Origin of the sequence: Providencia sneebia DSM 19967 (assembly GCF_000314895.2) — a bacterium.
GTDB lineage: Bacteria > Pseudomonadota > Gammaproteobacteria > Enterobacterales > Enterobacteriaceae > Providencia > Providencia sneebia.
The window spans coordinates 803,240-828,035 of the sequence record NZ_CM001773.1 but is presented as its reverse complement, the minus strand read 5'-3'; the positions used below and the strand labels follow the sequence as shown (position 1 = coordinate 828,035).

The 24,796-nt window shown below is 35.0% G+C and carries 16 protein-coding genes, 1 rRNA gene and 3 pseudogenes; 4 read left to right on the top strand and 16 right to left on the bottom strand.

All coding sequences use genetic code 11. The features are described from left to right. Position 1: 1 nt before the first annotated feature. Positions 2 to 1,648: a fumarate hydratase gene (locus OO7_RS03320; RefSeq protein WP_008914551.1), complete on the top strand. Its 1,647-nt coding sequence runs from the start codon at positions 2 to 4 to the stop codon at positions 1,646 to 1,648. Positions 1,649 to 1,690: 42 nt separating this feature from the next. Here the strand turns inward: OO7_RS03320 and OO7_RS03315 are convergent, their stop codons facing one another. The 6 genes and pseudogenes from OO7_RS03315 to OO7_RS03295 form a co-directional block, all read right to left on the bottom strand. Beyond that, positions 1,691 to 2,674 carry a hypothetical protein gene (locus tag OO7_RS03315; RefSeq protein WP_008914550.1) on the bottom strand — a complete coding sequence of 328 codons (984 nt, stop codon included), beginning with the start codon at positions 2,672 to 2,674 and terminating at the stop codon, positions 1,691 to 1,693. 74 nt (positions 2,675 to 2,748) lie between these two features. Then, entirely contained in the window at positions 2,749 to 3,294 is a 546-nt protein-coding gene (locus tag OO7_RS03310; RefSeq protein WP_008914549.1) for a fimbrial biogenesis chaperone, read from the bottom strand. A gap of 12 nt (positions 3,295 to 3,306) precedes the next feature. After that, positions 3,307 to 3,489, bottom strand: coding sequence for a FimD/PapC C-terminal domain-containing protein (locus OO7_RS17085; RefSeq protein ID WP_236620682.1), 183 nt, complete (start codon positions 3,487 to 3,489; stop codon positions 3,307 to 3,309). Positions 3,490 to 3,630: 141 nt separating this feature from the next. Next, a pseudogene (locus OO7_RS03305) lies at positions 3,631 to 5,696 on the bottom strand (fimbria/pilus outer membrane usher protein); the annotation flags it as partial. Between the two features lie 216 nt (positions 5,697 to 5,912). Beyond that, the gene (locus OO7_RS03300) at positions 5,913 to 6,485 is read right to left on the bottom strand and encodes a fimbrial protein (protein WP_008914547.1); all 573 of its coding nucleotides are present in this window, start codon (positions 6,483 to 6,485) and stop codon (positions 5,913 to 5,915) included. 186 nt (positions 6,486 to 6,671) lie between these two features. Next, positions 6,672 to 7,988 carry a polysaccharide deacetylase family protein gene (locus OO7_RS03295; RefSeq protein ID WP_008914546.1) on the bottom strand — a complete coding sequence of 439 codons (1,317 nt, stop codon included), beginning with the start codon at positions 7,986 to 7,988 and terminating at the stop codon, positions 6,672 to 6,674. 1,280 nt (positions 7,989 to 9,268) lie between these two features. On the opposite strand from OO7_RS03295, the gene OO7_RS03290 reads away from it, so the two are divergent. Both OO7_RS03290 and OO7_RS03285 read left to right on the top strand, forming a co-directional pair. Continuing rightward, complete coding sequence (locus OO7_RS03290) at positions 9,269 to 10,690, top strand: NAD(P)/FAD-dependent oxidoreductase (RefSeq protein ID WP_008914545.1); 1,422 nt, start codon at positions 9,269 to 9,271, stop codon at positions 10,688 to 10,690. A gap of 167 nt (positions 10,691 to 10,857) precedes the next feature. Further along, entirely contained in the window at positions 10,858 to 11,349 is a 492-nt protein-coding gene (locus tag OO7_RS03285; protein ID WP_008914544.1) for a RidA family protein, read from the top strand. A gap of 151 nt (positions 11,350 to 11,500) precedes the next feature. Here OO7_RS03285 and OO7_RS03280 read toward each other — a convergent pair whose 3' ends face one another. From OO7_RS03280 to OO7_RS03260, 5 genes are all read right to left on the bottom strand, one after another. After that, entirely contained in the window at positions 11,501 to 12,256 is a 756-nt protein-coding gene (locus tag OO7_RS03280; protein WP_008914543.1) for an iron ABC transporter ATP-binding protein, read from the bottom strand. Position 12,257: 1 nt separating this feature from the next. Continuing rightward, the gene (locus tag OO7_RS03275) at positions 12,258 to 13,241 is read right to left on the bottom strand and encodes an iron chelate uptake ABC transporter family permease subunit (protein WP_008914542.1); all 984 of its coding nucleotides are present in this window, start codon (positions 13,239 to 13,241) and stop codon (positions 12,258 to 12,260) included. Beyond that, positions 13,228 to 14,190, bottom strand: a complete 963-nt coding sequence (locus OO7_RS03270; protein ID WP_008914541.1) for an ABC transporter permease — start codon at positions 14,188 to 14,190, stop codon at positions 13,228 to 13,230. Before OO7_RS03270 ends, OO7_RS03275 begins: the two co-directional genes overlap by 14 nt. Before the next feature lie 3 nt (positions 14,191 to 14,193). Continuing rightward, positions 14,194 to 15,162 carry a siderophore ABC transporter substrate-binding protein gene (locus OO7_RS03265; protein ID WP_008914540.1) on the bottom strand — a complete coding sequence of 323 codons (969 nt, stop codon included), beginning with the start codon at positions 15,160 to 15,162 and terminating at the stop codon, positions 14,194 to 14,196. 332 nt (positions 15,163 to 15,494) lie between these two features. Continuing rightward, positions 15,495 to 16,712 (bottom strand): nicotinamide mononucleotide deamidase-related protein YfaY, encoded by a 1,218-nt coding sequence (locus OO7_RS03260; protein WP_008914539.1) that lies wholly within the window; start codon positions 16,710 to 16,712, stop codon positions 15,495 to 15,497. 225 nt (positions 16,713 to 16,937) lie between these two features. Here OO7_RS03260 and yegD point away from each other — a divergent pair, with 225 nt between their 5' ends. Then, positions 16,938 to 18,290 carry a molecular chaperone gene (gene yegD / locus OO7_RS03255; RefSeq protein WP_008914538.1) on the top strand — a complete coding sequence of 451 codons (1,353 nt, stop codon included), beginning with the start codon at positions 16,938 to 16,940 and terminating at the stop codon, positions 18,288 to 18,290. A 68-nt stretch (positions 18,291 to 18,358) separates the two neighbouring features. Here yegD and olsF read toward each other — a convergent pair whose 3' ends face one another. The 5 genes and pseudogenes from olsF to rrf form a co-directional block, all read right to left on the bottom strand. Then, complete coding sequence (gene olsF, locus OO7_RS03250) at positions 18,359 to 20,077, bottom strand: bifunctional ornithine lipid synthase OlsF (protein ID WP_008914537.1); 1,719 nt, start codon at positions 20,075 to 20,077, stop codon at positions 18,359 to 18,361. 1,003 nt (positions 20,078 to 21,080) lie between these two features. Next, a pseudogene (locus OO7_RS17080) lies at positions 21,081 to 21,389 on the bottom strand (isocitrate lyase); the annotation flags it as partial. Beyond that, positions 21,390 to 21,767 (bottom strand): annotated as a pseudogene (locus OO7_RS17075) (malate synthase A); the annotation flags it as partial. It lies immediately after the preceding pseudogene. Between the two features lie 366 nt (positions 21,768 to 22,133). After that, the gene (gene metA, locus OO7_RS03240) at positions 22,134 to 23,063 is read right to left on the bottom strand and encodes a homoserine O-acetyltransferase MetA (RefSeq protein WP_008914535.1); all 930 of its coding nucleotides are present in this window, start codon (positions 23,061 to 23,063) and stop codon (positions 22,134 to 22,136) included. Positions 23,064 to 23,960: 897 nt separating this feature from the next. After that, a 5S ribosomal RNA gene (rrf, locus tag OO7_RS03235) occupies positions 23,961 to 24,076 on the bottom strand. Between the last annotated feature and the right edge of the window lie 720 nt (positions 24,077 to 24,796).

The following is a 24,796-nucleotide window of genomic DNA, read 5'->3' as shown; positions in this document are numbered from 1 at the left end:
TATGTCGACTAAAAAATTTTTCTACCAAGAACCTTATCCATTATCAGAAGATAAAATTGAATATTATAAATTAACAGATGAGTACGTTTCTCTTCAATCATTTGCAGGACAAGATATATTAAAAATTGAACCTGAAGCATTAACTGTTCTAGCCCAACAAGCTATTTATGATTCGCAGTTTTTCTTAAGGACTGAGCATCAAAAACAAGTTGCTTCTATTTTGTTAGATCCAGAAGCAAGTGAAAATGATAAATATGTCGCATTACAGCTTTTACGCAATGCTGAAATCTCCGCTAAGGGAATCTTGCCAAATTGCCAAGATACCGGAACAACAACCATTGTAGCAAAAAAAGGCCAACGAGTTTGGACTGACTGCAATGATGCACAGTGGTTATCTCAAGGTGTTTACAATATCTTCCAGCAAGAAAACTTACGTTTTTCTCAAAATGCAGCACTGGATATGTACACCGAAGTTAATACTGGTACTAATTTACCTGCTCAAATTGATATTTTTGCAACTGAAGGAGATGAATATCATTTTCTGTTTGTTAATAAAGGGGCTGGCTCTGCAAATAAATCCGCGTTATTCCAAGAAACAAAAACGATTCTAGAGCCAAATAAACTTAAAGCATTTTTAATTGAAAAAATGAAATCCTTAGGTACAACGGCTTGCCCTCCTTACCATATTGCCTTTGTCATTGGTGGAACATCAGCAGAAGCAACGCTCAAAGCAACAAAACTCGCCTCAACTAAATATTACGACAACTTGCCAACTAGCGGTAATGAACATGGCCAAGCCTTCCGTGATATTGAACTAGAGAAAGAATTATTAGAAGCCACACGCCACTTTGGTTTTGGTGCTCAATTTGGTGGTAAATATTTTGCTCATGATGTCCGAGTTATCCGCCTACCTCGCCATGGTGGGTCTTGCCCAATTGGATTAGCAATTTCCTGCTCATCTGACCGTAATATTAAAGCTAAAATCAATAAAGAGGGATTATGGATTGAAAAAATGGAGCATAATCCTGTTCAATTCATTCCTGAATCAATGCGCCAGCAGCATGAGGCAAAAGTTGTCCATATTGACCTTAATCAGCCAATGACAGAGATCTTAGCAGAATTAAGCAAACATCCTGTTTCCACACGCGTTTCATTAAGTGGCCCACTGATTATTGCACGTGATATTGCGCATATGAAACTTAAAGAGCGCCTTGATAATGGCGAAGATTTACCACAATACTTTAAAGATCATATGGTGTATTACGCGGGTCCTGCTAAGAAACCTGAAGGTAAAGTTTCGGGTTCATTAGGTCCAACAACGGCTAATCGCATGGACCCCTATGTTGATTTATTTCAATCTCATGGCGGAAGTATGCTCATGTTAGCAAAAGGAAACCGCACCCAAGTTGTCACAGATGCTTGTAAAAAACATGGTGGTTTTTATTTAGGTAGTATTGGTGGTTCTGCTGCTATCTTAGCGCAAGAATACGTCAAGAATCTTAGCTGCCTTGAATATCCAGAATTAGGAATGGAAGCTATCTGGAAAATGGAAGTTGAAGGATTGCCTGCCTTTATTTTAGTTGATGATAAAGGGAATAACTTTTTTGAATTAGTACAAGATCAAACCTGCAAAAATTGTCTTAAATAATATTATTTCTCTTAGCGACCCATATTGGGTCGCTTTTATCAATTAAAAATAATATATTTTTACCAATGTGGTGGCATTAAATGGCCCCGTTTTAATTTCACCTACTTTTTTAATTTTTGCTTTATAATATCGTTGAAAATATGAACTATTATATGCTATATGGCCGAATCTCTGATGGGCATTAAATTTAATTTTAGAATTTTCTCCATCTTCTATACTCAAGCTAGTTCCATTCCCTAAATCAATGGAATATTCATCATATAATTGATTCATTGTCTCAAATTTAATATCTAATAAAATTCCATTAGGATTATTCAGTAAATAAGGTCTTATGGAAGAAATACTAAACTCTTGTGAAAATACTTTACCTTGATTTAAATCCATTTCTGAAATAGACCCAAAATTTATTTGTTGTGATGTAGGGTAAATATTAACACTTGCTGAATCGAAAAATAATTTCACGCCATACTGCATATTAAAATTATATTTAAATAACTTATTATCACAGTTATTCATATGTTCATTAAGACCACCGATCTTAAATGCAGTAAAATTACGATTAGTAATATACGGATTAGCTAAAATACCGTTCTGTGTAGTTTTGATATATAATTTAAATTTTAAATTAAAATCAAACACATTGCCATTTTGTGCACTTAAATTAGCTAAATTAAAATTTTGATTAAAATTCTCTATATATAAATCATTATAAATTATACCAAATAGTAGACCTGGAACTATTTGTTGGTTATAGGAATTAAAAAACAAGTTAATATTATCATAAATATAATTGTTATTTATAAATCCATTATTAGATACACAACGGATAGGAATATGAATTAAATCAGAAATCCAAAGAATAGTTCCTGACTTTGTATCAGGATATATTCTTAATTCAGGTATCATTGTTGTTGATGTAAATTGATTTGTAGATGCATTAAAACAAGATAATTCAGCAAAGGATTTAAAACTTATTAGTAATAGAAAAATACATAATAAATTATTTTTTATAATACCTAATATCATTAACTATAACCCTTGTTATAGGTAGAAAACAAAATACCTTATTTTATTTTTTATTTAATTGACAATACGTTTCATTACAGTGGTAATCTAAGATTTTTAACCCACCATAATCTATAATAACTCGTTGGATTTTCAATAAAAAGATTATCTTTATGACGTGTATATTTCAGTACTTCTGCCCACGCTTTATCACTATTATTTTCTATTTGAGATGGTCGATAAAATATTTTCAGTCGGCTTTGAATTGCAATTTGCATAACATTTTCTTTTTCTGAAATCGGTGGAATTTCTCGAACATTAAAATAGAATAATGATTCTCTATCTTGTGGTAATTTATCTAACCCGTGTGTTTTAGTAATCTTTAATTGGCTTTTAGTATTAGGTTCTATCCGTTGAATAAACGGTAATACTGTAAATGGTTCTGATACTTTATTTCCCTTTTCATCTTCTATCCATGACTGAGCCAAATAAGGTAATGTTTTATGCTGATTATTCAAAACCAAACTGACTGATTTATGTTGCCCTGTAAAAATGATCCTTGTGCGGTCAACATTAATTGCTGCAAAAGTGAATTGTATATTTGAAAATATTATTAAAATAAATATATATAATTTTTTCATAACCTTATTCCTTTAAAGGCATGGAATTAAAATATGCTGCTGGTTTTGTTCTAATAATTGCCTAGTCGTAAAATGACACTTGTTACTATCACCCCAACTTACGGTATATTTTTCTTTTGGACTAATTCCTGTTAAATACACATTTCCATTATCACTAATAATACCCAATTCCTGTTTTGTTTTATCATCTATCACACTGCTACCTAAAGGAGGAAATAAACCATTTTTTAAACGGATAATTGCAAATAGATGTTGTCCTTGATGTGCCTTAATTGTTTTATATCCAATAGCACCTTCTGTCAGCGTTTTTCTTAGTACACTATCGCTAATATCAACGTCATCTGGCAAGGTATTTACATCAATATAAATTTCTGAATGAGTAAAGCTATTTAACTGTGTTGCCACACCAATACCAAAACGATTAGTTATAGATTGCCCATTCCCAAAAGAGATATCTGGAATATTATTACTGTCAACCATCATTCTTGGCTCATTATTTCCACCACTACGATGTAATGCTATCCCATATTTTGTTGCTGTAACTGCGCCATACCAACTACCTCCCAATGTTCGATAATTATTTACATCTTCAGTAGCATTCATATTTAATACACCATAAGGAGAGGAATATTGATAATGCCCACTAATGCTTGGTTCTACTTGACTTAATGCGTGTCTATTTCCAGCTGCACGCAAATTCCAAACTTGGTTATTTTCATTCTCACTGTAATAAGCAACAGACTGATTAATATCTTTTCCACCATTTGCATATTGTAATTCATAGCTGAATGAACCTAGATTTCTCAGAGGGATAGAGAAAGAGATAGCAGCCTGATTATCTTCCAGTTCATGGTATTTAATTTTATTAATAGAGAATGTAGTTGAAATATTCTTAATCTTATTATCTAAATGGAATAACTTGCTTAAGCTCATCCCAAATGTTTCCGTATCGCGCACATGCCAAAATTGGTGGTGTGAAATATTAAAATAAGCTGTAGCATCTAATAAACTAAGGTATTGATTATAAGATAAAGAATACCTATTTTTATCTCGTCTCAAATTCTTAATGTTATCTATTGTATTAACATATTGAGGTAGTGAAAAAAATTTATCATTAGGATATTTTTCACCTGTAAATGTAATCTGTGAATTTATTGATTCAAAGCGTTTAATATAATTTAAACGATAGCGATGAGCTAAATACAGATCATTATTTTCTAATTTTGTTTGCATTCTTGTCATATCAAAAGATAAGGCACCAAACTGCTCCATATTTTGTCCAATACCTATATTTTCGGCTTGATAATATCCATGATCTACCGTAGTCATTAAACCGCCAAAGAGGGAAGTATGACTCAACATGCCGTATGATAATTCACCCGAAATAAACCATGGAGTATCATATTGCAGGCGACTAGAACTATTTGTTTTCCCCATTGCTAACTTATATTGAAGCTGCTCCTTACGCGTTAAAAAAGGAAGTGAAGTTGTCGTTACTTGAAACTTTTTTTAGTTTGATCTTCTTCTTCAATCAAAACATCTAATGTTCCTTGTACAGTTTCTGTCATGTCTTGAATATGAAAAGGCCCAGGTGCAACACGTAATTGTTTAATAACTCGTCCATACTGCGAAATTACAACATTTGCATTTGTTTTTGCTATTCCCGAAATCTGTGGCGAATAACCTCGCATTGATGGCGGCAACATACGGCTATCAGTAAAAAATGACATTCCAATAAAACGAAAACTATCAAATAGTGTGGTATTTAAATAAGTATCTCCCAATACTATTTTTGTCCCTAACTCAGGAAAGACTCTAAATCCATAATGTTCAGTCCAATCAAATTGTTGTTCCATTCCATAATTTGAATGATGATATTGATATTGGAAACCAGAACGGAAACGCCAACTGCCTAAATTTAACCCTAGCGTATTATAGCTATTAATATCAAATAATTTATTCTTATTTTTATCTATTGAATAATTAGAAAAAAGATTATAATCAATAAATACTCCATTTATTCCATCATCCCATAGTGATGGCAGTACCCAGTCTGGATCATTATATTTAAGCCAAGCTTGAGGAATAGAAAATAAAATATTCTGATTAGATTTATCAAAGTTATAGTGAATATCAAACTGCGGAGGTAATTTGATACATGATGTTTGATCATTTTGTAGAATTTTTTGTTTTATCTCATTTTTTAATTCAAAAATATTAATCATTTCAGGTGTTATACACAACTCGGAATGCTCTTCATCAACCTTATAAAAGTTAATTAATAACTACTTATTACCATTTAAAGTAACATCAACTAAGTATTCACCAGGAAATATAAAATTAGGATTAGAAAAATGTCTAATATCAATATTATCCCTATCTAATGCATCAATAACATTCATATTAAACTCTATCGCAATAGAAATTCTAGGAATCAATACGATTAAGATAATAGAAATAAATAATCTATTACCTATGCATCTCTTTAGAAAAAACATGATAATTCCTATTAGGTAAATTTAATAAAATTTTAATATCAGAATACAAAGTAACAGCCAAATATTAATCTGTTACTTTAATATATTTGTTTTATAAAATGATAATTATTTAAATTTACTTTATAGATAAGTTAGAGCATAAGTTGCCTGCGCTTCAATGCTTCCCGCTTCAACTGCTTGACCATTTGCTTCGACACGAGCATGAAAAGTTAATTTATTTGTGCCTGCATTTAATGAAATATCAGTATTTTTTTCACCTAATTTAATTTTTGAGCTATCCTGATTCATTAAGCGAATACCTAGCCCTTTTGAGCTACCCGTGTTCTTTAATAAATCACTTTTATGCTCATCCGTTTGTCCATAAAAACTAACGTTGACTTTACTTAATTTTATTGTAGTATTTTTATCCTTATAGGTTTTATTTAAATCACAATTTTCTAATTTAATAACGTAAGATTTATTATCACTATGTTTACTTCCTACTTCTAATGTACGACTACTAATTTTTCCAAGATCAACGTTAATTGTTCCTTTTTCATTAATAGTACATGGGGCATTAACAATATCACCTTTAAAGTGAATAATACCATCGCTTCTATTTTGTGTATCCTTATTTGCTACAGCTTCAGATGCTACTCCAGCAGTTAATACCATTGTTAACATAGTGGTTAATGTTACTGTCGATAATTTCATTATATTTCCCTCATAATAATAAACAAATTAAATCCTTTAATTGAATATTCAATATATATAGCTAACTGCTTATAGTAGATATTATAAGGTATTAACTAGAGAACTCTTGTAAAAAATGACAATATGAAAAAAGGATGAATCTCTTACTCAAAGAATAAAATCTTAGTAAAATATTTAGGAATATTATTATCGATCAATGATGATATCTTTATTAATCACATTTTTATTACTATTACTGACCATCAATGCAAATTTTTCAATGGGATCTGTTCTCAATGCATATAATCGCTTTAATGAAAATGGATTATCACCTAATCTAACTTTTCCTTGAATAGTGGTGACGGCAAGATGTAATCCTGCTTCTTTTGCTGCAACCATCGCAGTTTGGTTAAAGCCACCAAATGGATAGGCTAAATAACGTTGGTCTGGCTGAAATTTATGTAACACGTGAATTGAACGTTGAAAATCTAAAAAAATAGTATGTTCATTACGGCTAAATAAAATCGGGCTATTACCTTTGCTTAATTTATGTAAAAAATGGGTGTGTGACTGAATATTAAATACGTTTTGGCTATCTTTAATTTCTTGTTTACTCATGAATTGAAGACCATCAGCAAACCATTTTTGAGGAACAGTTTTAATACGCGATGAGATAACAAATAATGTTGCTTGCTGCTGATTCTGTTTTAAGATCGGATAGGCATAGCGATATACGGATTTTAAACCATCATCAAACGTTACCACGACGGCTTTACCCGGTAGATTATCAGATTTATTGAGATATCCTTCAATATCCGCGAGTGAAAGTGTTTGATAGCCATTCTGTTTTAAATAATTCATTTGACGTTGGAAAGCTTCAACAGAAGTGGTTGTGGAAGTATGGCGAAATTTCTTATTTTCACTCTCTTTTAATATATGATGATAAGTCAAAATAGGAATGCCATTATCTATTTCAACATCATCTAACTTAATATAGCCTAATCTATCGCCTAACCGGATAGTTAGCCATGCTATTTGCTGACCGCTTTGGTCGGTTTTAATCATCCTTGCCAGTATTGGGTAACGCAGATCTGAAAATAATGTCGCGATTGGTGCACTATTTTCTTGTGCTGAGCAGTAAACAATCGTTGGCTGGGTCGTAATTAAATAATTATAAATAGGGTTATTAAGCTCATTTAACCTATCATCTTTAACCTTATCTTGCAGTTTATCCGGTGATACGGCCGTTGTTTTGATATACGCATAATCATTACCAAACTGTAATGGTTGATAATCTGCCGCAGCATCAAAGATATAAATGCCATTATCTGGATATAGCTCAGCAACTGCTTTCATCTTTCCAGCAATAATAGCGAAAATGGTTTCATCTTGTTTAACACTAACTAAGGTAGGAGACTCTTCTGCTAATGACCAATTTTCTGTTACCTGTAATTGCGTCACGGCAAAAGACTTCATTGCGACTAAAAATAATATAATAAACTGTATTAAAGAGCGGTTATGCATACTTTATCCATGTCAGTCACTAACTAACCTATACCCAAGTAATCAATCTATAATTTACCTAGGGTAAAACCAGATGTAGGTTACTCCACATTTATGGTAATGAACATCAACAACCTTTCTACTTTTTTTAATTTTTACACATTAAATCTAATACCATTTCATATCAGAACACTCAGATGCTTCATCTGTAAGCAATTTAAGTCATATTAAAGCGAATAACAAAACGAATAACAAAGCGATGAATATAAACTTCATATTCAATAAGATAACCTGTATTAAAAATAATCAAAATAACAACTAACTAAAATAGTTAATTGATATCAATATGTAAAAATAGTGACAACGGAGTGCATCATTCATTTACTCAAATTCATCAAATCTATCTCTTTGCACTTTTTCTGCATCGAATAATGTAATGAAAAAATATTAATATTTTCACTTTGTAAAATGCTTAATTAACATACTACTTTATAAATAGTAACCCTATATTTAATATAATTAAAATACATACGAAATAAATCAAACTTCATATTGTTTATTTTTACTACATAGAATGAACATGAAAAACAGAGTTTATATATTGATTAAAATTAATTTTACTATTAACATCTAGCCATAACACAAATAATAACACAAAATCCTAACCACATGTTAATATGGAAGAAAATCAATATTAAACGACAGTAAATATAGGGAATATATTTTTTCTTTAATTTAACAATCATAAATGTAAACTAAAAATGACAATTATTTTATTAAGCCTATTCAAAATTTAACATAATTTATACAGGTTAATTAAAACAGATAGATTGTTATTTTTAATCAAATTTAAATATCTATTAACCGGTTTAAATAATAATATTTACACTCTGAAATTAAGATAATTTTCTAAATAGCCCGTCTTTCTTGATAAAGAATTTATCATGATGCTATTATCCCTACAGTATATAATTGATTACAATTTAACTCATTACTGTATTTTTATTTATTACTTACTTAAGGTGACTAATTTTAATTTCACATTAGTGATTTTAAAATAACTGTACAGTTTATCTGACAATAAAACTTCATTTATTAACGCATCCAAAGGATAAATTTTATTCAAATTCATCGCAAACCCTTTCCCCACCTGATTATCCACCACAAGATTATTTACAATTTCTTTAATTTAATTAACAAATACTACCTACCCTTAACAATACCTTTGATTATGATAAGATGATTATCTTAATTTGAAACTATTTCACATATAAAAAATAAGATTACTATTGAGGTTGTAGATGAAAATCTCGAGAAGAAAACTACTTTTAGGGGTTGGTGCTGCTGCTGTTGTCGCAGGTGGTGCTACCGTTATTCCGATGGTGCGTAGAGAAGGTCGCTTTGAATCCACAAAATCACGCGTACCTATGGTAGAAGGAACAGAAGGTGCACTGCCAAAATCCGCTGATGTTGTTATCATCGGAGCTGGTTTACAAGGAATTATGACAGCAATCAACCTGACTGAAAGAGGTATGAATGTTGTTATTTGTGAAAAAGGCGTTGTTGGTGGCGAACAATCTGGCCGTGCATATAGCCAAATCATTAGCTACAAAACCTCTCCAGAAATTTTTCCATTACACCATTATGGAAAGATTTTATGGGCAGGCATGAATGAGAAAATTGGCGCAGATACCAGTTTCCGTACTCAAGGTCGTGTCGAAGTTCCTTCTAGTGAAGAAGATCTTGAAGTGGCAAGAGCATGGATCAAAACAACATCTGAAAACCCAGGTTTCGATACGCCATTACGCACAAGAATGATTGAAGGTGCAGAGCTAGCGAAACGTCTACCAGATGCTCAAACTCCGTGGAAAATAGCGGGCTTTGAGGAAGATTCTGGAAGTCTTGACCCAGAAGTTGTCACGCCAACAATGGCTAAATATGCCAAATCTATTGGTGTAAAAATCTATACCAACTGTGCGGTACGTGGTCTTGAAACTGCCGGCGGTAAAATTTCTGATGTTGTCACTGAAAAAGGTGCAATCAATACCTCAAATGTTGTACTAACTGGCGGTATTTGGTCACGTCTCTTTATGGGTAATCTGGGCGTTGATGTTCCAACACTAAATGTCTATTTATCCCAACAGCGTATTACTGGTGTACCGGGTGCTCCAAAAGGTAACGTTCATCTACCAAATGGTATTCACTTCCGTGAACAAGCTGATGGTACTTATGCTGTCGCGCCTCGTATCTTCACGAGTTCTATTGTGAAAGATAGTTTCTTATTAGGCCCTAAATTCCTGCATGTGTTAGGTGGCAGCGAACTGCCATTAGAGTTCTCACTAGGTAAGGATCTCTTTAATTCCTTTATGATGGCAACTTCATGGAATTTAGATGAGAAAACACCATTTGAAGAATTCCGTACTGCAACCAATACACCAAACACCGAGCATTTAGATGGTGTTCTAGCAAGATTAAGAAAAGAATTCCCAGTATTTAATGAGTCTAAAGTGGTTGAACGTTGGGGCGGAACAGTTAGCCCAACTGATGATGAGATCCCTATTATTTCTGAAGTTAAACAATATCCTGGCTTAGTTATCAATACAGCAACGGGTTGGGGTATGACAGAAAGTCCAGCATCCGGTCAATTAACGGCTGATCTTGTGATGGGGACTAAACCAATTATTGACCCACATCCATACAGACTTTCTCGTTTTACTGAGTAATTGCTGTATTTTTACTGGGTTTAATTTATTTTCAAAGCGGTCTAATTTAGGCCGCTTATTGAATATTCGATACAAAAATAGTTAGTATGATTAGTGCTATCAAGAAATGATAGTAAATACGATGGATAAACCTATTTTACAACGATAGACAATGTTAAGGAGCTTACATGCGCTATAAAACTTTACTGCTTTCCCTACCTTTCATTTTGGGTGTTGCAAGTGCAAATGCTGATGGAGTTATCAATCATAAGCTACCAGGAATGCCTATCTCTGAATCTGTGGAAATCAGTGCAACCAATGATATTATTTTCTTAAGTGGTAAAGTGCCAACTAAGATCTCTAAAGATGCGCCAGAAGGCGTTCTGGCATCTTATGGTAATACTGAAGTCCAAACTGTCAACGTCATGAAACAAATTGAGAAAAACTTAGCTGATCTAGGTTTAACACTCAATGATGTTGTTAAAATGCAAGTCTTCCTAGTTGGTGGCGAAGAAACTAACGGAACAATGGATTTTGCAGGCTTTATGGCTGGTTATACTCAATTCTATAACGATAAGTCAGAAAAATTACCCGCTCGTTCAGCATTCCAAGTTGCTAAATTAGCTAACCCAGCTTGGCGTGTAGAAATTGAAGTAACGGCAGTTCGCCCGAAGAAATAAGTTATTCTTTTGGTGAGCTGGCAAAAAACCTTTTCAGCTCACCTTTTAAAGATAGCAAAATTGTAATAAAAACGGCTCCAATTATTTTCACTGTTATATTTACAGAAAAATAATTGAAGCCGTTTTTTATATCACTAATCGTGAATTTAAATCAGTAATACATCGCCACTAATTTATCATCAATCGCTTTCACATCAACAGGTGTGTCAAAAATATCTTCGATAATATCTGCCTTCATAATTTCAACTGGCGCACCGTGATAAACCAATTTACCGGCTCTCATCGCAATAATATGATCAGAATAGACTGACGCGAAATTAATATCATGAATAACCAATATAATCGTTTTACCTAGCTCATCTGCCGCTTTACGTAATAGCTTCATCATAATGACGGCATGCTTCATATCTAAGTTATTTAATGGCTCATCTAGCAGAACATATTCTGTATCTTGGCAAAGTACCATTGCCACATAAGCGCGCTGACGTTGTCCTCCTGATAATTCATCTAAATAGCGATAACGCAAATCAGACAGATTCAAGAAGTTGAGTGACTCATCTATTTTTTTCTTATCATCAATGTTTAAGCGCCCTTTGGTATAAGGGTAGCGCCCAAAACCAACAAGTTCTTCTACCGTTAAACGGCTGGCGAATTGGTTCTCTTGGCGTAATACAGATAGGTAAGTCGCCAATTTGTCACTCGGTGTTGTCTCAACATCAAGTTCATTCACTTTCACACTACCCGCATCTGCCGTTAACAAACGTCCAATGATTGATAATAATGTTGATTTACCTGCACCATTAGGACCAATGATAGACGTAATTCCACTATTTTTAATGTTTGTCGTGATGTTATCTAAGACTTTAGTATCCTGATAACTTTTCGATATCTGATGAATTTCAATCATACTAAAACCTTCTTAACACCATATAAATAAAGAATATACCACCAATAAACTCAATCACGACGGAGAGTGTTCCCGCCATATTCAACCCATATTCTAAGATTAATTGACCACCAATCAGTGCAATAACACCTAGCAGGAAAGAAACAGGAAGAAGATAACGATGCTGACTACTGCCACTAATAAAATAGGCTAAGTTAGCCACCATCAACCCTAAGAAAGTCAATGGACCAACTAATGCAGTTGAGATAGCAACGAGAATTGAAATTAGCAGCAAGATAACAGTAACTTTATGGCGATAATTAATCCCTAAATTAACCGCATTCGCCTGACCTAGTGCTAACACATCATAGCAATAACGCATACGCCACAATAGCGCACCAACAATCACAGTTATCAATAGTGTGAATAAAATTAGCTCAGGTGTTGCTCGCGTAAATGTAGCAAACATACGACTTTGTAGAATCGAAAACTCATTCGGGTCCATCAACCGCTGCAATAATGTCGCTGTACTGCGAAACAATGTGCCTAAAATAATCCCAACCATCAATACAAGGTTGATATTCAATTTAGCAGACACAAATAACCAACGGTATAGCACAACGGAAAAGACGACCAGTAATGAAGATTCGACTAAAAATTTACCAACATTGAGTAACCAAGAGCTCGGCAAACTATCCGTATAAAAGACAAAGATTGTTTGTAATAAAACAAACAATGCTTCTAGTCCCATAATGGATGGGGTTAGAATTTTATTATTTGCAATCGTTTGGAACAGAACTGTTGATACACCCGAAGCGAATGCGACGAGGATCATCGTCAGCACCATGTAACCACGATGCGGTAAGATATAGGCCAAATTACTGCCGAGATTAATCGTCATAAAAAGTATGATGGCTAAAATCGACAAGGCCAGTAATATCCATATTCTGAGCAAAGGTGTTATCCCTTTTTTGGGTAACACGATTGATGAATTAACTTTTTGCATGACGTTGCTGCTTCAACAATAGGAAAAGGAAAATAACGGCACCAATGACACCAAGAATGACACTCGCGGGTATTTCAAATGGATAGCGAATCAATCGACCGATGATGTCACAAAGTAGAACAAGACCACCGCCCGCCAGACAGATCCATGGGAGTGTTTTTCGAATATTGTCTCCCATAATTAAGCTGACCAGATTAGGAATAATTAATCCTAAGAAAGGCAATGCACCAACCACGACAACCACGACCCCACTTATCAATGCAATAATAGAAAGCCCTATTGTCATGACTTTGCGATAGTTTAGCCCAACGTTGATAGCAAATTCGCGCCCCATTCCAGCAACTGTGAAACTATCAGCAATCCAACATGCTAATAATATCAGTAACCCGACCAACCATAAGAGTTCATAGCGACCTTGAATGATGCTAGAAAAATCACCACTCATCCATGCGCCTAATGATTGAAGTAAATCAAATGTATAAGCGGTAAAAATAGTGAGCGCACTAATTACCGCACCCAACATAATCCCGACTAAAGGCACAATTAGCGCTGATTTTAAAATCACCCGACGCAAAAGTAACATAAACAATAGCGTGCCCATCAAAGCAAAACCACAGGCAACTATCATTTTGGTCATAATATCTGCGGCAGGGAAAAGGATCATGACCACCAGCAATCCTAAACTGGCAGATTGTGTTGTTCCTGCTAAAGATGGCTCGACAAAGCGGTTTTGAGTGAGAAGTTGCATAATAAGACCCGCAACACTCATTGCACTACCAGCTAAAATTAAAGATATAGTTCGAGGAATTCGGCTGATAAAAAAGATGTCTTGCATCTCTGGATCAGTGAAAAGCGAAACGGGTGACACGTCACCCGCTCCAACAAACAGACTAATCACTGCCAATATCAATAACGCGACAATTCCCAAAAAAAGATAAAGCGTTTTCATTGATTATTTATTTTGGCTTTTTTCTAATGCGTTGTTGATATCGTCCATTAACTGAGAATAAGTTTGGATCCCACCTGAGATATAAACTGCTGTAGGGTCAAGATAAGCAACTTGTTGTTTATCCCAAGCCGATGTTTTTCTCACTAATGCATTATCTAATACTTGTGCTGCTGGTTGTGCATCTGAACGACCAATTGCGCTATCACGGTCGATAACAAATAGCCAATCTGGGTTAAGTTTGACTAATAGCTCCGCGTTCACAATATTACCATGACGGCCTGTATCATCTGGGAATACATAAGCAGGTTCAAAACCTAATTCATCAAAGATGAAACCAAAACGTGAACCTGGGCCATAAGCAGAAATTTTTCCGCCGCTGACCAAGATCACCATTGCTTTGCCCGCATCTGGTGTTTTCTCTTTGATCTTAGCAACTTTGCCTTTAAAGTCAGTAATCAGTTGATTAGCTTCTTTTTCTTTATCAAATAGCATACCAAGTTCAGTAGTACGTTCTGTTAAGCTTTGAATAAAATGTTTATTATCAATATCCATTGAAGCAGTAGGTGCAATTGCGCTTAGTTTGTCATAGGCATCGCGAGCACGGCTACCACCTAAGATAAGGTCAGGCTTTGCATTACTAATTGCTTCATATGCAGGTTCAAATAACGTACCCGCATTGATATAATCTGTACCGCTATATTTTGATAAAAACTGAGGTAAATGAACGTTTGTTTGCGGTAATCCAGCAACTGGAGCACCTAACGCATCCATGATGTCCAATGTTTCCATATTCATCACAAATACTTTTTCAGGATGGCGAGGTATTTCTGTTTTACCTTGAGCATGCTCAATAGTGATGACCTGTTTTTCCGCAGGTGCAGATGTTTCTGTGGTTTCTTTCGATTGATCACAACCCGCGAGTACTAAGGCAGACAATAATACCAGCCCTGAAGTTAATGATTTTACAAACATCCAAATTCCTCCATCATTCTAACTCGATAAACACATAAAGTGATGAGATACACGATGCTCTCAAAACGGCTTTGTGCCCATAATACAAAGTGTGGCGGTATCTTACATTGAAACTGACTCAAATGATATTAGTTTACATTTGCATTCAATTAAAATGATAAGAGAAGCACAAATCCCTAACTTAATGTTTATCTTCACATTTTTCACACAACCACTTATTACTTATATAATTCAATAAGATAACTAAATTAAATATTTAGGTATAAGCCTTCACCAAATAGTCAGCATAAATTGCAGTTCAAACAGATAAATAAATGCTATCCACAGTGCTTTTATTCACAAGATGATGATTCAACCTCTAAATATTCGATTTGATCAAGCCATTCATATTCACAGAAGACATTCCGGCCTTGCAGCCAACGCTGTAACATGTTCAATATCAGCATCACACTGACTTCTTGCTTGATTTTTGTATCATGGTTATTAGGCATATAGCGAACACATTGCGCATAGCACTTTTCTGGTGTTCTGAGGGCAACGGATAAACAACCACTTTGATATCCCCCAATTGCTAAGCCAATTTGAGCGTCCTCTTGAGTCGCAATATCATTAGCGCGTTTTATCAGCGCACCTAATTGTTGCTCTTGTTGTTGATTAATACTTTTGCCACCATTAACGGGAGCAAAAACAGAATTCAATGTCCAACTTAACAAGCCCGCAGTGAACTCTTCACTAATAGCGACTCTAAGGCACTTTTCATTTAGTTGACGGCATATAATATGAGGTAAGCCCTCGGTACCTTCAAAAATAAAGTTCTCACCAACGCCGACTTTAATTGTTTGCCATACTTCTAGCATGGCAGCTTTTTGAGATGCAGGGCCCGTCAGTTTTATTTCTATGATTGGCATAGAGGAACGGTAGCCAAGGACACAACCTTCTGGTAGTGATAAGCTATCAAATTGTTTAGCTAAACTACTTTCACTGCGACCAAAACTCGTCAGCCGTAAACAAAGAGGCGCTTCAATAACAGGATAACGTTCACGAAGGCATGGCAAAATTTGCTCTTGTACCATTACTTTAAATTCTGAAGGGACACCTGGTGTAAAAAACAACCAGCAATCATTCAGTATCATAGAGAAACCACATGCCGTACCTACTGGGTTATCCACCAGCTCTGCCCCCTCAGGAAGTAAAGCTTGCTTGCGGTTTGTTTCTGGCATAACTCGTCCACGCGCTAAAAAATAGCGTTCCATAACCGCTATCCATTGTGCATGTTCAACCAATGGAACACATGCCGCAGTCGCCGCAGCTAATGAGCTTAAATCATCACTCGTTGGGCCTAATCCACCATTTACAATCAAAATATCAGCATGCTGACTTCGTTCACGTAACACATTCACTAAGCTATCAAGATTATCACCCACCGTCGCTCGGCTACTAAGTGGAAACCCTTCGTCAAAAAAACAATCAGCTAACCAAGCGGCATTTGTATCAATAATTTGTCCATGAAGTACTTCATCCCCTGTACTTAACATCTCAACAATTAACATCCTAAAACTCCTATTAGTGCCATCATCATGGTTGATTGAGTGCCATATTAACAAATTTGGTCATTAGCCAGTATTGGTACAATTATTCTGATTTTCGTAAAATTACCCTCTATTGTTCACTCAAATACTCAATGTTTACTGTCATTTTTCTAGTAGTAATTCCCCGAAGCTTCCGGTAAAGTTTGCCGCCTTTTCCAAAGATAAGTTCAAATTTCGGGAGGCAACATGTTTATTGGTTTTGACTATGGAACATCTAATTGTTCCGTCGCTGTCATGAAAGAGGGTACTCCAACCTTGATCCCTTTAGAAGGTGATAGTGTTTATATTCCATCAACACTTTGCGCTCCCACGAGAGAATCTGTATCTGAGCATCTATTTCGTCATCGACAAATTGCACCATCAGACCCAATTGGTGAACAAATCCTTAGAAGATCTATTGCTTATAATCGGGATGAAGGCATTGAACTCATTCCTGATGACATAGTCTTTGGGCAAGCCGCATTAGCGCTTTACTTGAAAGACCCACGTGATGTCTATTATGTAAAATCACCAAAATCTTTCCTTGGTGCATCAGGCTTACATGACGTGCAAATTAGTTTTTTTGAAGATTTAGTTTGTGCCATGATGGCAAATATAAAACACCAAGCTGAACAACAAACACAGCAAACTATTATGGATACCGTGATTGGTATTCCTATCAACTTTCATGGCCGAGGCGGTGAAACTGCAAACTTGCAGGCTAAAAATATTTTAATCAAAGCCGCTAAAAGAGCAGGTTTTAAAAATATTGAATTTCAATTTGAACCCGTTGCTGCTGGTCTTGAATATGAAGCTGGTCTAAAAACTGAACAAACTGTATTGGTCGTCGATATTGGTGGCGGAACAACGGACTGCTCGTTAATTCAAATGGGCCCCAATTATCGTGGGCAAACTGATCGTTCCGCCAGCTTATTAGCCCATAGCGGGCAACGTGTTGGTGGAAATGACCTTGATATTTATCTTGCATTGAAACAGCTGATGGATTCATTTGGTATGAGTAGCCAAACTTTGTCAGGGATAAAAATGCCCTTAATGCAATTTTGGAATCCAATTGCTATTAATAATGTTGAAGCGCAAAAAGATTTCTATGCCCGACAAAATTTAGCTGAATTAAATCGATTAAAACAAGAAGCCCAAGAGCCAGAAAAAATCGCCAGATTATTAGAAGTTTATCATGAAACACTTGGCTATAGCCTAGTTCGTCGAGCTGAGGAAGCTAAAATTGCCTTATCAGAACATGAACATTATTTAGCAAATATTGTATTACAAAATGAGCTACTCGAAATCAATATTGCGCGCCCGCAGATGGTTGAAGCCATTGAGTCGCCAAAAAGTAAAATGATCGAATTAGTCAAAGAAGCGGTAAAACAAGGTGGCGTTCAACCCGATGCAATCTTTATGACCGGAGGTTCTGCACGTTCACCCGTTTTATGCCAGGCAATTGAACAAGAGCTACCGAACATTCCAATTATAAGAGGAAATGATTTCGGTTCTGTTACCGCAGGTTTGGCTCGCTGGGCTGACATTTGCTTTAAATAACTGTCTTATCCACTAATCTTTCGTGATTAATCACGAAAGATTAGTGTTTCATAGGCAACCTTTTATTATTACTTAGATTTATGCCTATCTAAGTGAACACCAATATATCGCTGATAACGAGCGGGTTTTAGTTTAGTCAAATCAACTAATACCAAGCCATCAATACAATCATTGAATGCGGGATCTGTTCCAAAATCAATAAATTGCACACCACCTGATTCACTTAATTCAGAATATTGTTTATATAATGTTGGAATAGAACATCCCATATTATTCAGCAAGCTTTTTAATTTCACTAAATCTTCGTGGTAATTTTTACCTGAAAATTGCGCTAAAACTTGTGGTAATGATGCAGGATAAGGTTGACGCGATTGCGCTATGACATGTTCTGCCGCGAAATAGATCCGGTAAAATGTAATAAGCAAATCACGAGCAGCCACAGGCATTGTGCCGGATATCGAAACAGGCCCAAATAAATAACGGCATTGCGGGTATTTAGCTAAATAAGCACCAATTCCTTGCCATAAATAATCAAGACCTCGTCTTCCCCAATAAATAGGCTGAATAAAACTACGGCCGAGCTCAATGCCTTGCTCTAATATAGGTAACATTTCTTGGTCATAATGGAACAAACTATAACTATAAATGCCATCTAATCCTTTCTTTTTCAGCTGCTCAGCTGTAGGAATAAAGCGATAAGCTCCAACAATTTCTAACTCTTCTTCATCCCATAAAACTAAGTGATAATAGTCATCATCATAACTATCTAAATCACGACTCTTGCCAGAACCTTCCCCAACTGCACGGAATGATATTTCTCGCAGCCGACCTAATTCACGTAAAATAGGTGAGTTTTCTTCATTTTGTCTGTGATAAAGATAAATAATTTTACCATCCGGCGCTTCACCTAGACGTTCACAAGCCATTAAAGCCTTCTTCAGATCTGACCTGCTTTCCGGTAAAGCAACAGCGGATTCACAATCAAACAAACCTGGTTTATCCTTTCCTAAAAGATAAACATGACGACGAAAACGTTCAGCAAGATCATGAGCGCGTGTATGTCCATCATGCCAGTGCGAAAAAGGAATACAGCCGCCAATGCGGATCTTTATGCTGCCATTGCGCTGTTTAAACATTTCACGAACTAATAATAAACTTGATAACGATTTATGAATTAACGAAGTGAAATAAAATAAATTGCTATTACGCCCTGTAACATGAATCGGCACAATGGGAGCGCGTGCTTTCGCTGCTAAACGTAGAAATCCAGTATGCCATTTTCCATCGCGGATGCCTTTTGTACTTAGACGAGATACTTCCCCAGCCGGAAATAAAATCAAAGCACCTTGTTTATTCAAATGCTTCTGCATTCCTTCTATTTGCTTACGGCTGGTACGATTTGCCATATTATCAACAGGAGTAAATAGATCATTAAGCGGCTCGATATGGCTTAATAGCTGATTTGCCACAATTTTAATATCAGGGCGAACCTTTGCTATTGCTCGTAGTACCGCTAATCCATCTAAAGAGCCAATCGGGTGATTAGCAACTAATACCACAGGACCTTGGCTTGGGATATTTTCTAAACCACCATCAACAATTTCACAACTGACATTAAAATACTCAACAACTTGATCGACAAACTGTAGCCCTTTCAAATTCGGATAAATTTCAGCAAATTTTTGAAACTCTTTTTCAAGTAAGATAGAACTAAGTAAGCTCCGTTGCCAAGCCGAAGGCTTTTTATGCGGAAATGCATCTTTCAATAAAGTATCAATACTAAACATCGCATTCTCTCCTAGGGCTGTTGATCTTTTATGCTTATATTTTCAGCAATATAGGAATGAAAGAAAAATAAATTTAAATTATTTTCAATATGATAACGGATAAAATCACATAATTAGTTTATTCAAATACCTATTTGGGTTTTATTACTGATTATCAATAAATTCTTTGTCATTCATAAAGGTAATCCTTTTACCTAAAGTATTTAAGTCTTGTGATACTGATATTAGATATTCATAATTCGATAACATCAGAAAACAAAGACCATGCAATAGTTTTGTTACCATTTTATGACAATAAGATTAATACCAAATTATTAATTTCATAGTAATCAAAAAGGTAAAAATAACTCTCGTAATTCAGTTATCGAATAGCTCATTTATAAACAGCATACTAAAGACAAAAAATAAAGTTTATCAAAATAAATTTTTATTTCTAACCTATTAAAAACATTATGAGTAAACACACACACTGAGACACCAGAAAAATAATAGATGATTAATTAAATCACTTTTAAACTATTCATCAATCATGATTGTTCTGAAATAAATGTCATAAATTAGTCATAATGTTATAAATTAAAAATCTACATGAACTTGGTTTTTATCTATCTCGTTGACTAAGTATTTAGATAAAAGCTATGGGATAAAAAAGAGGTAAGTCAGTGTTTCAAATTTGCACAACTAAATTTAAAACCAATATAATATCTAACGTTACTATATTTATATTTTAAAGTAAAAATAGATTATATAGCCTCTTAACAGCATCTAAAATATAACAATAAAAATTATTTATATTAATAAGTTACATCATGTTCTTGATATTTTAATTTATGTTTAAATACTCGATTTCACTAAATATATTATGCCTATTTTTTGTCAGATTATACCTTATCAATATTAAATTGATGAACAAAATATACTTCCATAAAAAAAATAGGTGCTAGAAAGCACCTATAAAATAAAAAAATAGAGAAGTATAGTAAAATCAAATTATGACAACTCTTTAAAATTGCTCTTCTTCAGTTGATCCCGTTAGCGCAGTGACTGATGAAGTTCCACCTTGAATAACTGTTGTGACTTTATCAAAATACCCTGTTCCTACCTCTTGCTGGTGTGAAGAGAATGTGTAGCCTTTATTAATTGCTTCAAATTCGCGCTCTTGCACTTTTTCTACATAATGCTTCATTCCCTCACCTTGTGCATAAGAGTGTGCTAGGTCGAACATATTGAACCACATGCTATGAATGCCAGCTAACGTAATAAATTGGAAACGATATCCCATCGCTGATAATTCATCTTGGAAACGGGCAATATCCCATGATGGAGAAAGTGAGTCTTCAAAATCCGCCATAAAAACTTTTACATTCGCATTAAGTGCATTGATCACCATTTTTCGCTCAACGGGGCCAGTGATCTCAACTCGGCGGTCTTGTAAATCATTAGGGATATTTTGAATTTTCCAATCTGACTTTTTAATGGAATTATTTTCTAAAATAAAATCAGGCAACGCACCCGAATCAATTTTTTGCTGATTAACCAATCTTTCAGCTAGCAGTTTTGATCTTCTATCAGAAAATTTGTCCGCGAGATCAGATAAAAATGCGATAGCATCGGCAGTTAATATCTGCTCATCCTGCTGATTTATGCTTTTTGTAAAGTCTAACTTTGATGCTGATAACTGCTGCTGCATGGGTTATTCCTCATTCAAACTTGATGTTAAAATTAAGAATAAACCAAAATAAAAATAAATCAAAAACAGTTTCCATTTTCATTTAAAATTAATTTAATATATTGATTTAAATAAATTTATGCGAAAAATAATTATGAGATACAATTTCTTTTACAAAATATAAGAATGTTAAATAATAGTTAAATCAATCTATTATACGTAAAACCCTATTTTTAATATTTTCGATGAATATAAAAAAAGCAGCCATTTATAGGCTGCTTTTTATGATTGATTTTTATAAAAAATGAGTATTTAAATCTTGTTTTTAACCTTTTATCTATATTTTAAATTAATAAATAAGATAAATTATAGATTATTTTATCGTATTCATTCTAAGGTAGGTTGCATTTGGCTAAGATCAAAAGGTGTGATCTGATACACATAATAATTAAGCCAGTTCGAAAAAAGTAAGTGCCCATGACTACGCCAACGAATGATCGGATCATTTTGTGGGTTATCATCTTTAAAATAGTTACATGGGATCTTTGGGCTAATTCCAGCGTCAACATCTCGCCAATATTCCTGAGCTAAAGTATGTGAATCATATTCTGGATGACCAGTAACAAAAACGAGGCGTTTATCTCTCGATGCAAATAAGTAAGGACCTGCATCTTGAGAGCTCGCTAAAATCTCTAAATCGGTATGCTGACTAATCAATTTTTCAGGAAAATTAGCATTACGAGAATGAGGAGCATAAAAAGATCCGTCAAACCCTCTTGTTAATAATGAGAGCGGCGCTAACGTATCATGCTGATAAACACCAGAAAGTTTTTCTTCTAATGTACATTTAGGCAAGTTGTATAAAACTTTCAATGCTGCTTGTACTGCCCAACAGACAAATAATGTTGAAGTCACATGTTGCTTTGCCCAATGAATGACTTTCTCAACCTGCTGCCAATAGGCAACATCATGAAACTCAACCAATCCCAATGGAGCGCCAGTTACAATTAAACCATCAAAGTTTTGATCTTGAATATCCTCAAAATTACAATAGAAGGTATTCAGGTGCTCTATGGGCGTGTTCTTAGATTCACGCTGGTCAATCCGTAATAAATGAATATCAACTTGTAAGGGTGTATTGGATAGAAGACGTAAAAATTGGTTTTCAGTCTCAATCTTTTTTGGCATTAAATTAAGTAACAAAACCTTTAAGGGGCGAATATCCTGAAGACTAGCTCTTGTTGTTGTCATAACAAAAACATTTTCTTCACGTAAAAAATTAACCGCAGGCAACTCATCCGGTAAACGAATTGGCATATTCATTCCCCTCTTATACTTTATATGTTTAGACTTCTAGAATGCTAAACAATCTAACGAATGTTCTCGTTATTGTCGAGAAATTCAACGCTAATTGAAATAATTTCAAGTGATTAGATAAAAATAAATATTCACTATACTCTAAGTCACATGATAACAATTTGATTATAAAATAATAATGATACGCATAATCCACTTTACTATTTGAAAATTCCTTAGAATATTAAAGAATAAAATAGATACTCAGTATTCATTTTACCGTGATATTACTAAGTTATTGACATGGATAATGTCTGTTTGTGTAATGACCTTGTTCATCAATATGAGATAGAATATTTGAAAGCTTTTTGAATTTCGGTGGATAAGCGATATCTCAGCCAAAACTTTATATTACCAAACTCATTTAAAAGTACATACGCCTATTAAATATCCTTTGAATTTCAAGTGATTAATTTTATTAGAAATAATCATTAGCATATGCTGTAATTTAGTTTCATTTGAATTTCAGTAAAAGGATGGTTGGGCATTTTATCTGTTTAAGTAACTAAGAAGGTATTTTTATTGGTACTTTGTTTGTGAAAGATGAGCTTAAATATCAATATAGTAATAAGCAAAGATTTTCGAGGGATAACTTTGTGAACCTTCAGTTAATAGGTCAAGCGTTTTTAAAGAATGAAAGAATAGCAGCAATGAGGATTATCACACCAATCTAGCATTCACACCACTATCTTTTCACCGCCGATAACGCTCCTCTCTAAAATACGGTGCTCGTATCATCATTTCATCATGAAAAAGACGAAAAGTTAAAAAAGATAAAAAGGCTAAAAACAGGAGAGATTTTTCTGTGCCCCAAACGCAAAAAAGCCACCCAATGGGTGGCTTTCTCACTAATTGAATGTCTGGCAGTTCCCTACTCTCACATGAGGAGACCCCACACTACCATCGGCGCTACGGCGTTTCACTGCTGAGTTCGGCATGGGGTCAGGTGGGACCACCGCGCTATTTCCGCCAGACAAATTCTGTTTTATTCCCGTTACGCCATTTCCTGACCTAACCAGAATACCAATCCTGAACAAGCTGCTGTGTCCTTCACCTTTCGGCTTCTCACTCACATTGAATCAACGTCATCTCTCATCTCGAAAACACCTTCGGTGTTGTCAGGTTAAGCCTCACGGTTCATTAGTATTGGTTAGCTCAACGTATCGCTACGCTTACACACCCAACCTATCAACGTCTTAGTCTTAAACGTTCCTTTAGGACCCTTTAAGGGTCAGGGAAGACTCATCTCAAGGCAAGTTTCCCGCTTAGATGCTTTCAGCGGTTATCTCTTCCGCACTTAGCTACCGGGCAATGCCATTGGCATGACAACCCGAACACCAGTGGTGCGTCCACTCCGGTCCTCTCGTACTAGGAGCAGCCCCTTTCAATCTTCCAACGCCCACGGCAGATAGGGACCGAACTGTCTCACGACGTTCTAAACCCAGCTCGCGTACCACTTTAAATGGCGAACAGCCATACCCTTGGGACCTACTTCAGCCCCAGGATGTGATGAGCCGACATCGAGGTGCCAAACACCGCCGTCGATATGAACTCTTGGGCGGTATCAGCCTGTTATCCACGGAGTACCTTTTATCCGTTGAGCGATGGCCCTTCCATTCTGAACCACCGGATCACTAAGACCTACTTTCGTACCAGCTCGAGTTGTCACTCTACCATTCAAACTGGCTTATGCC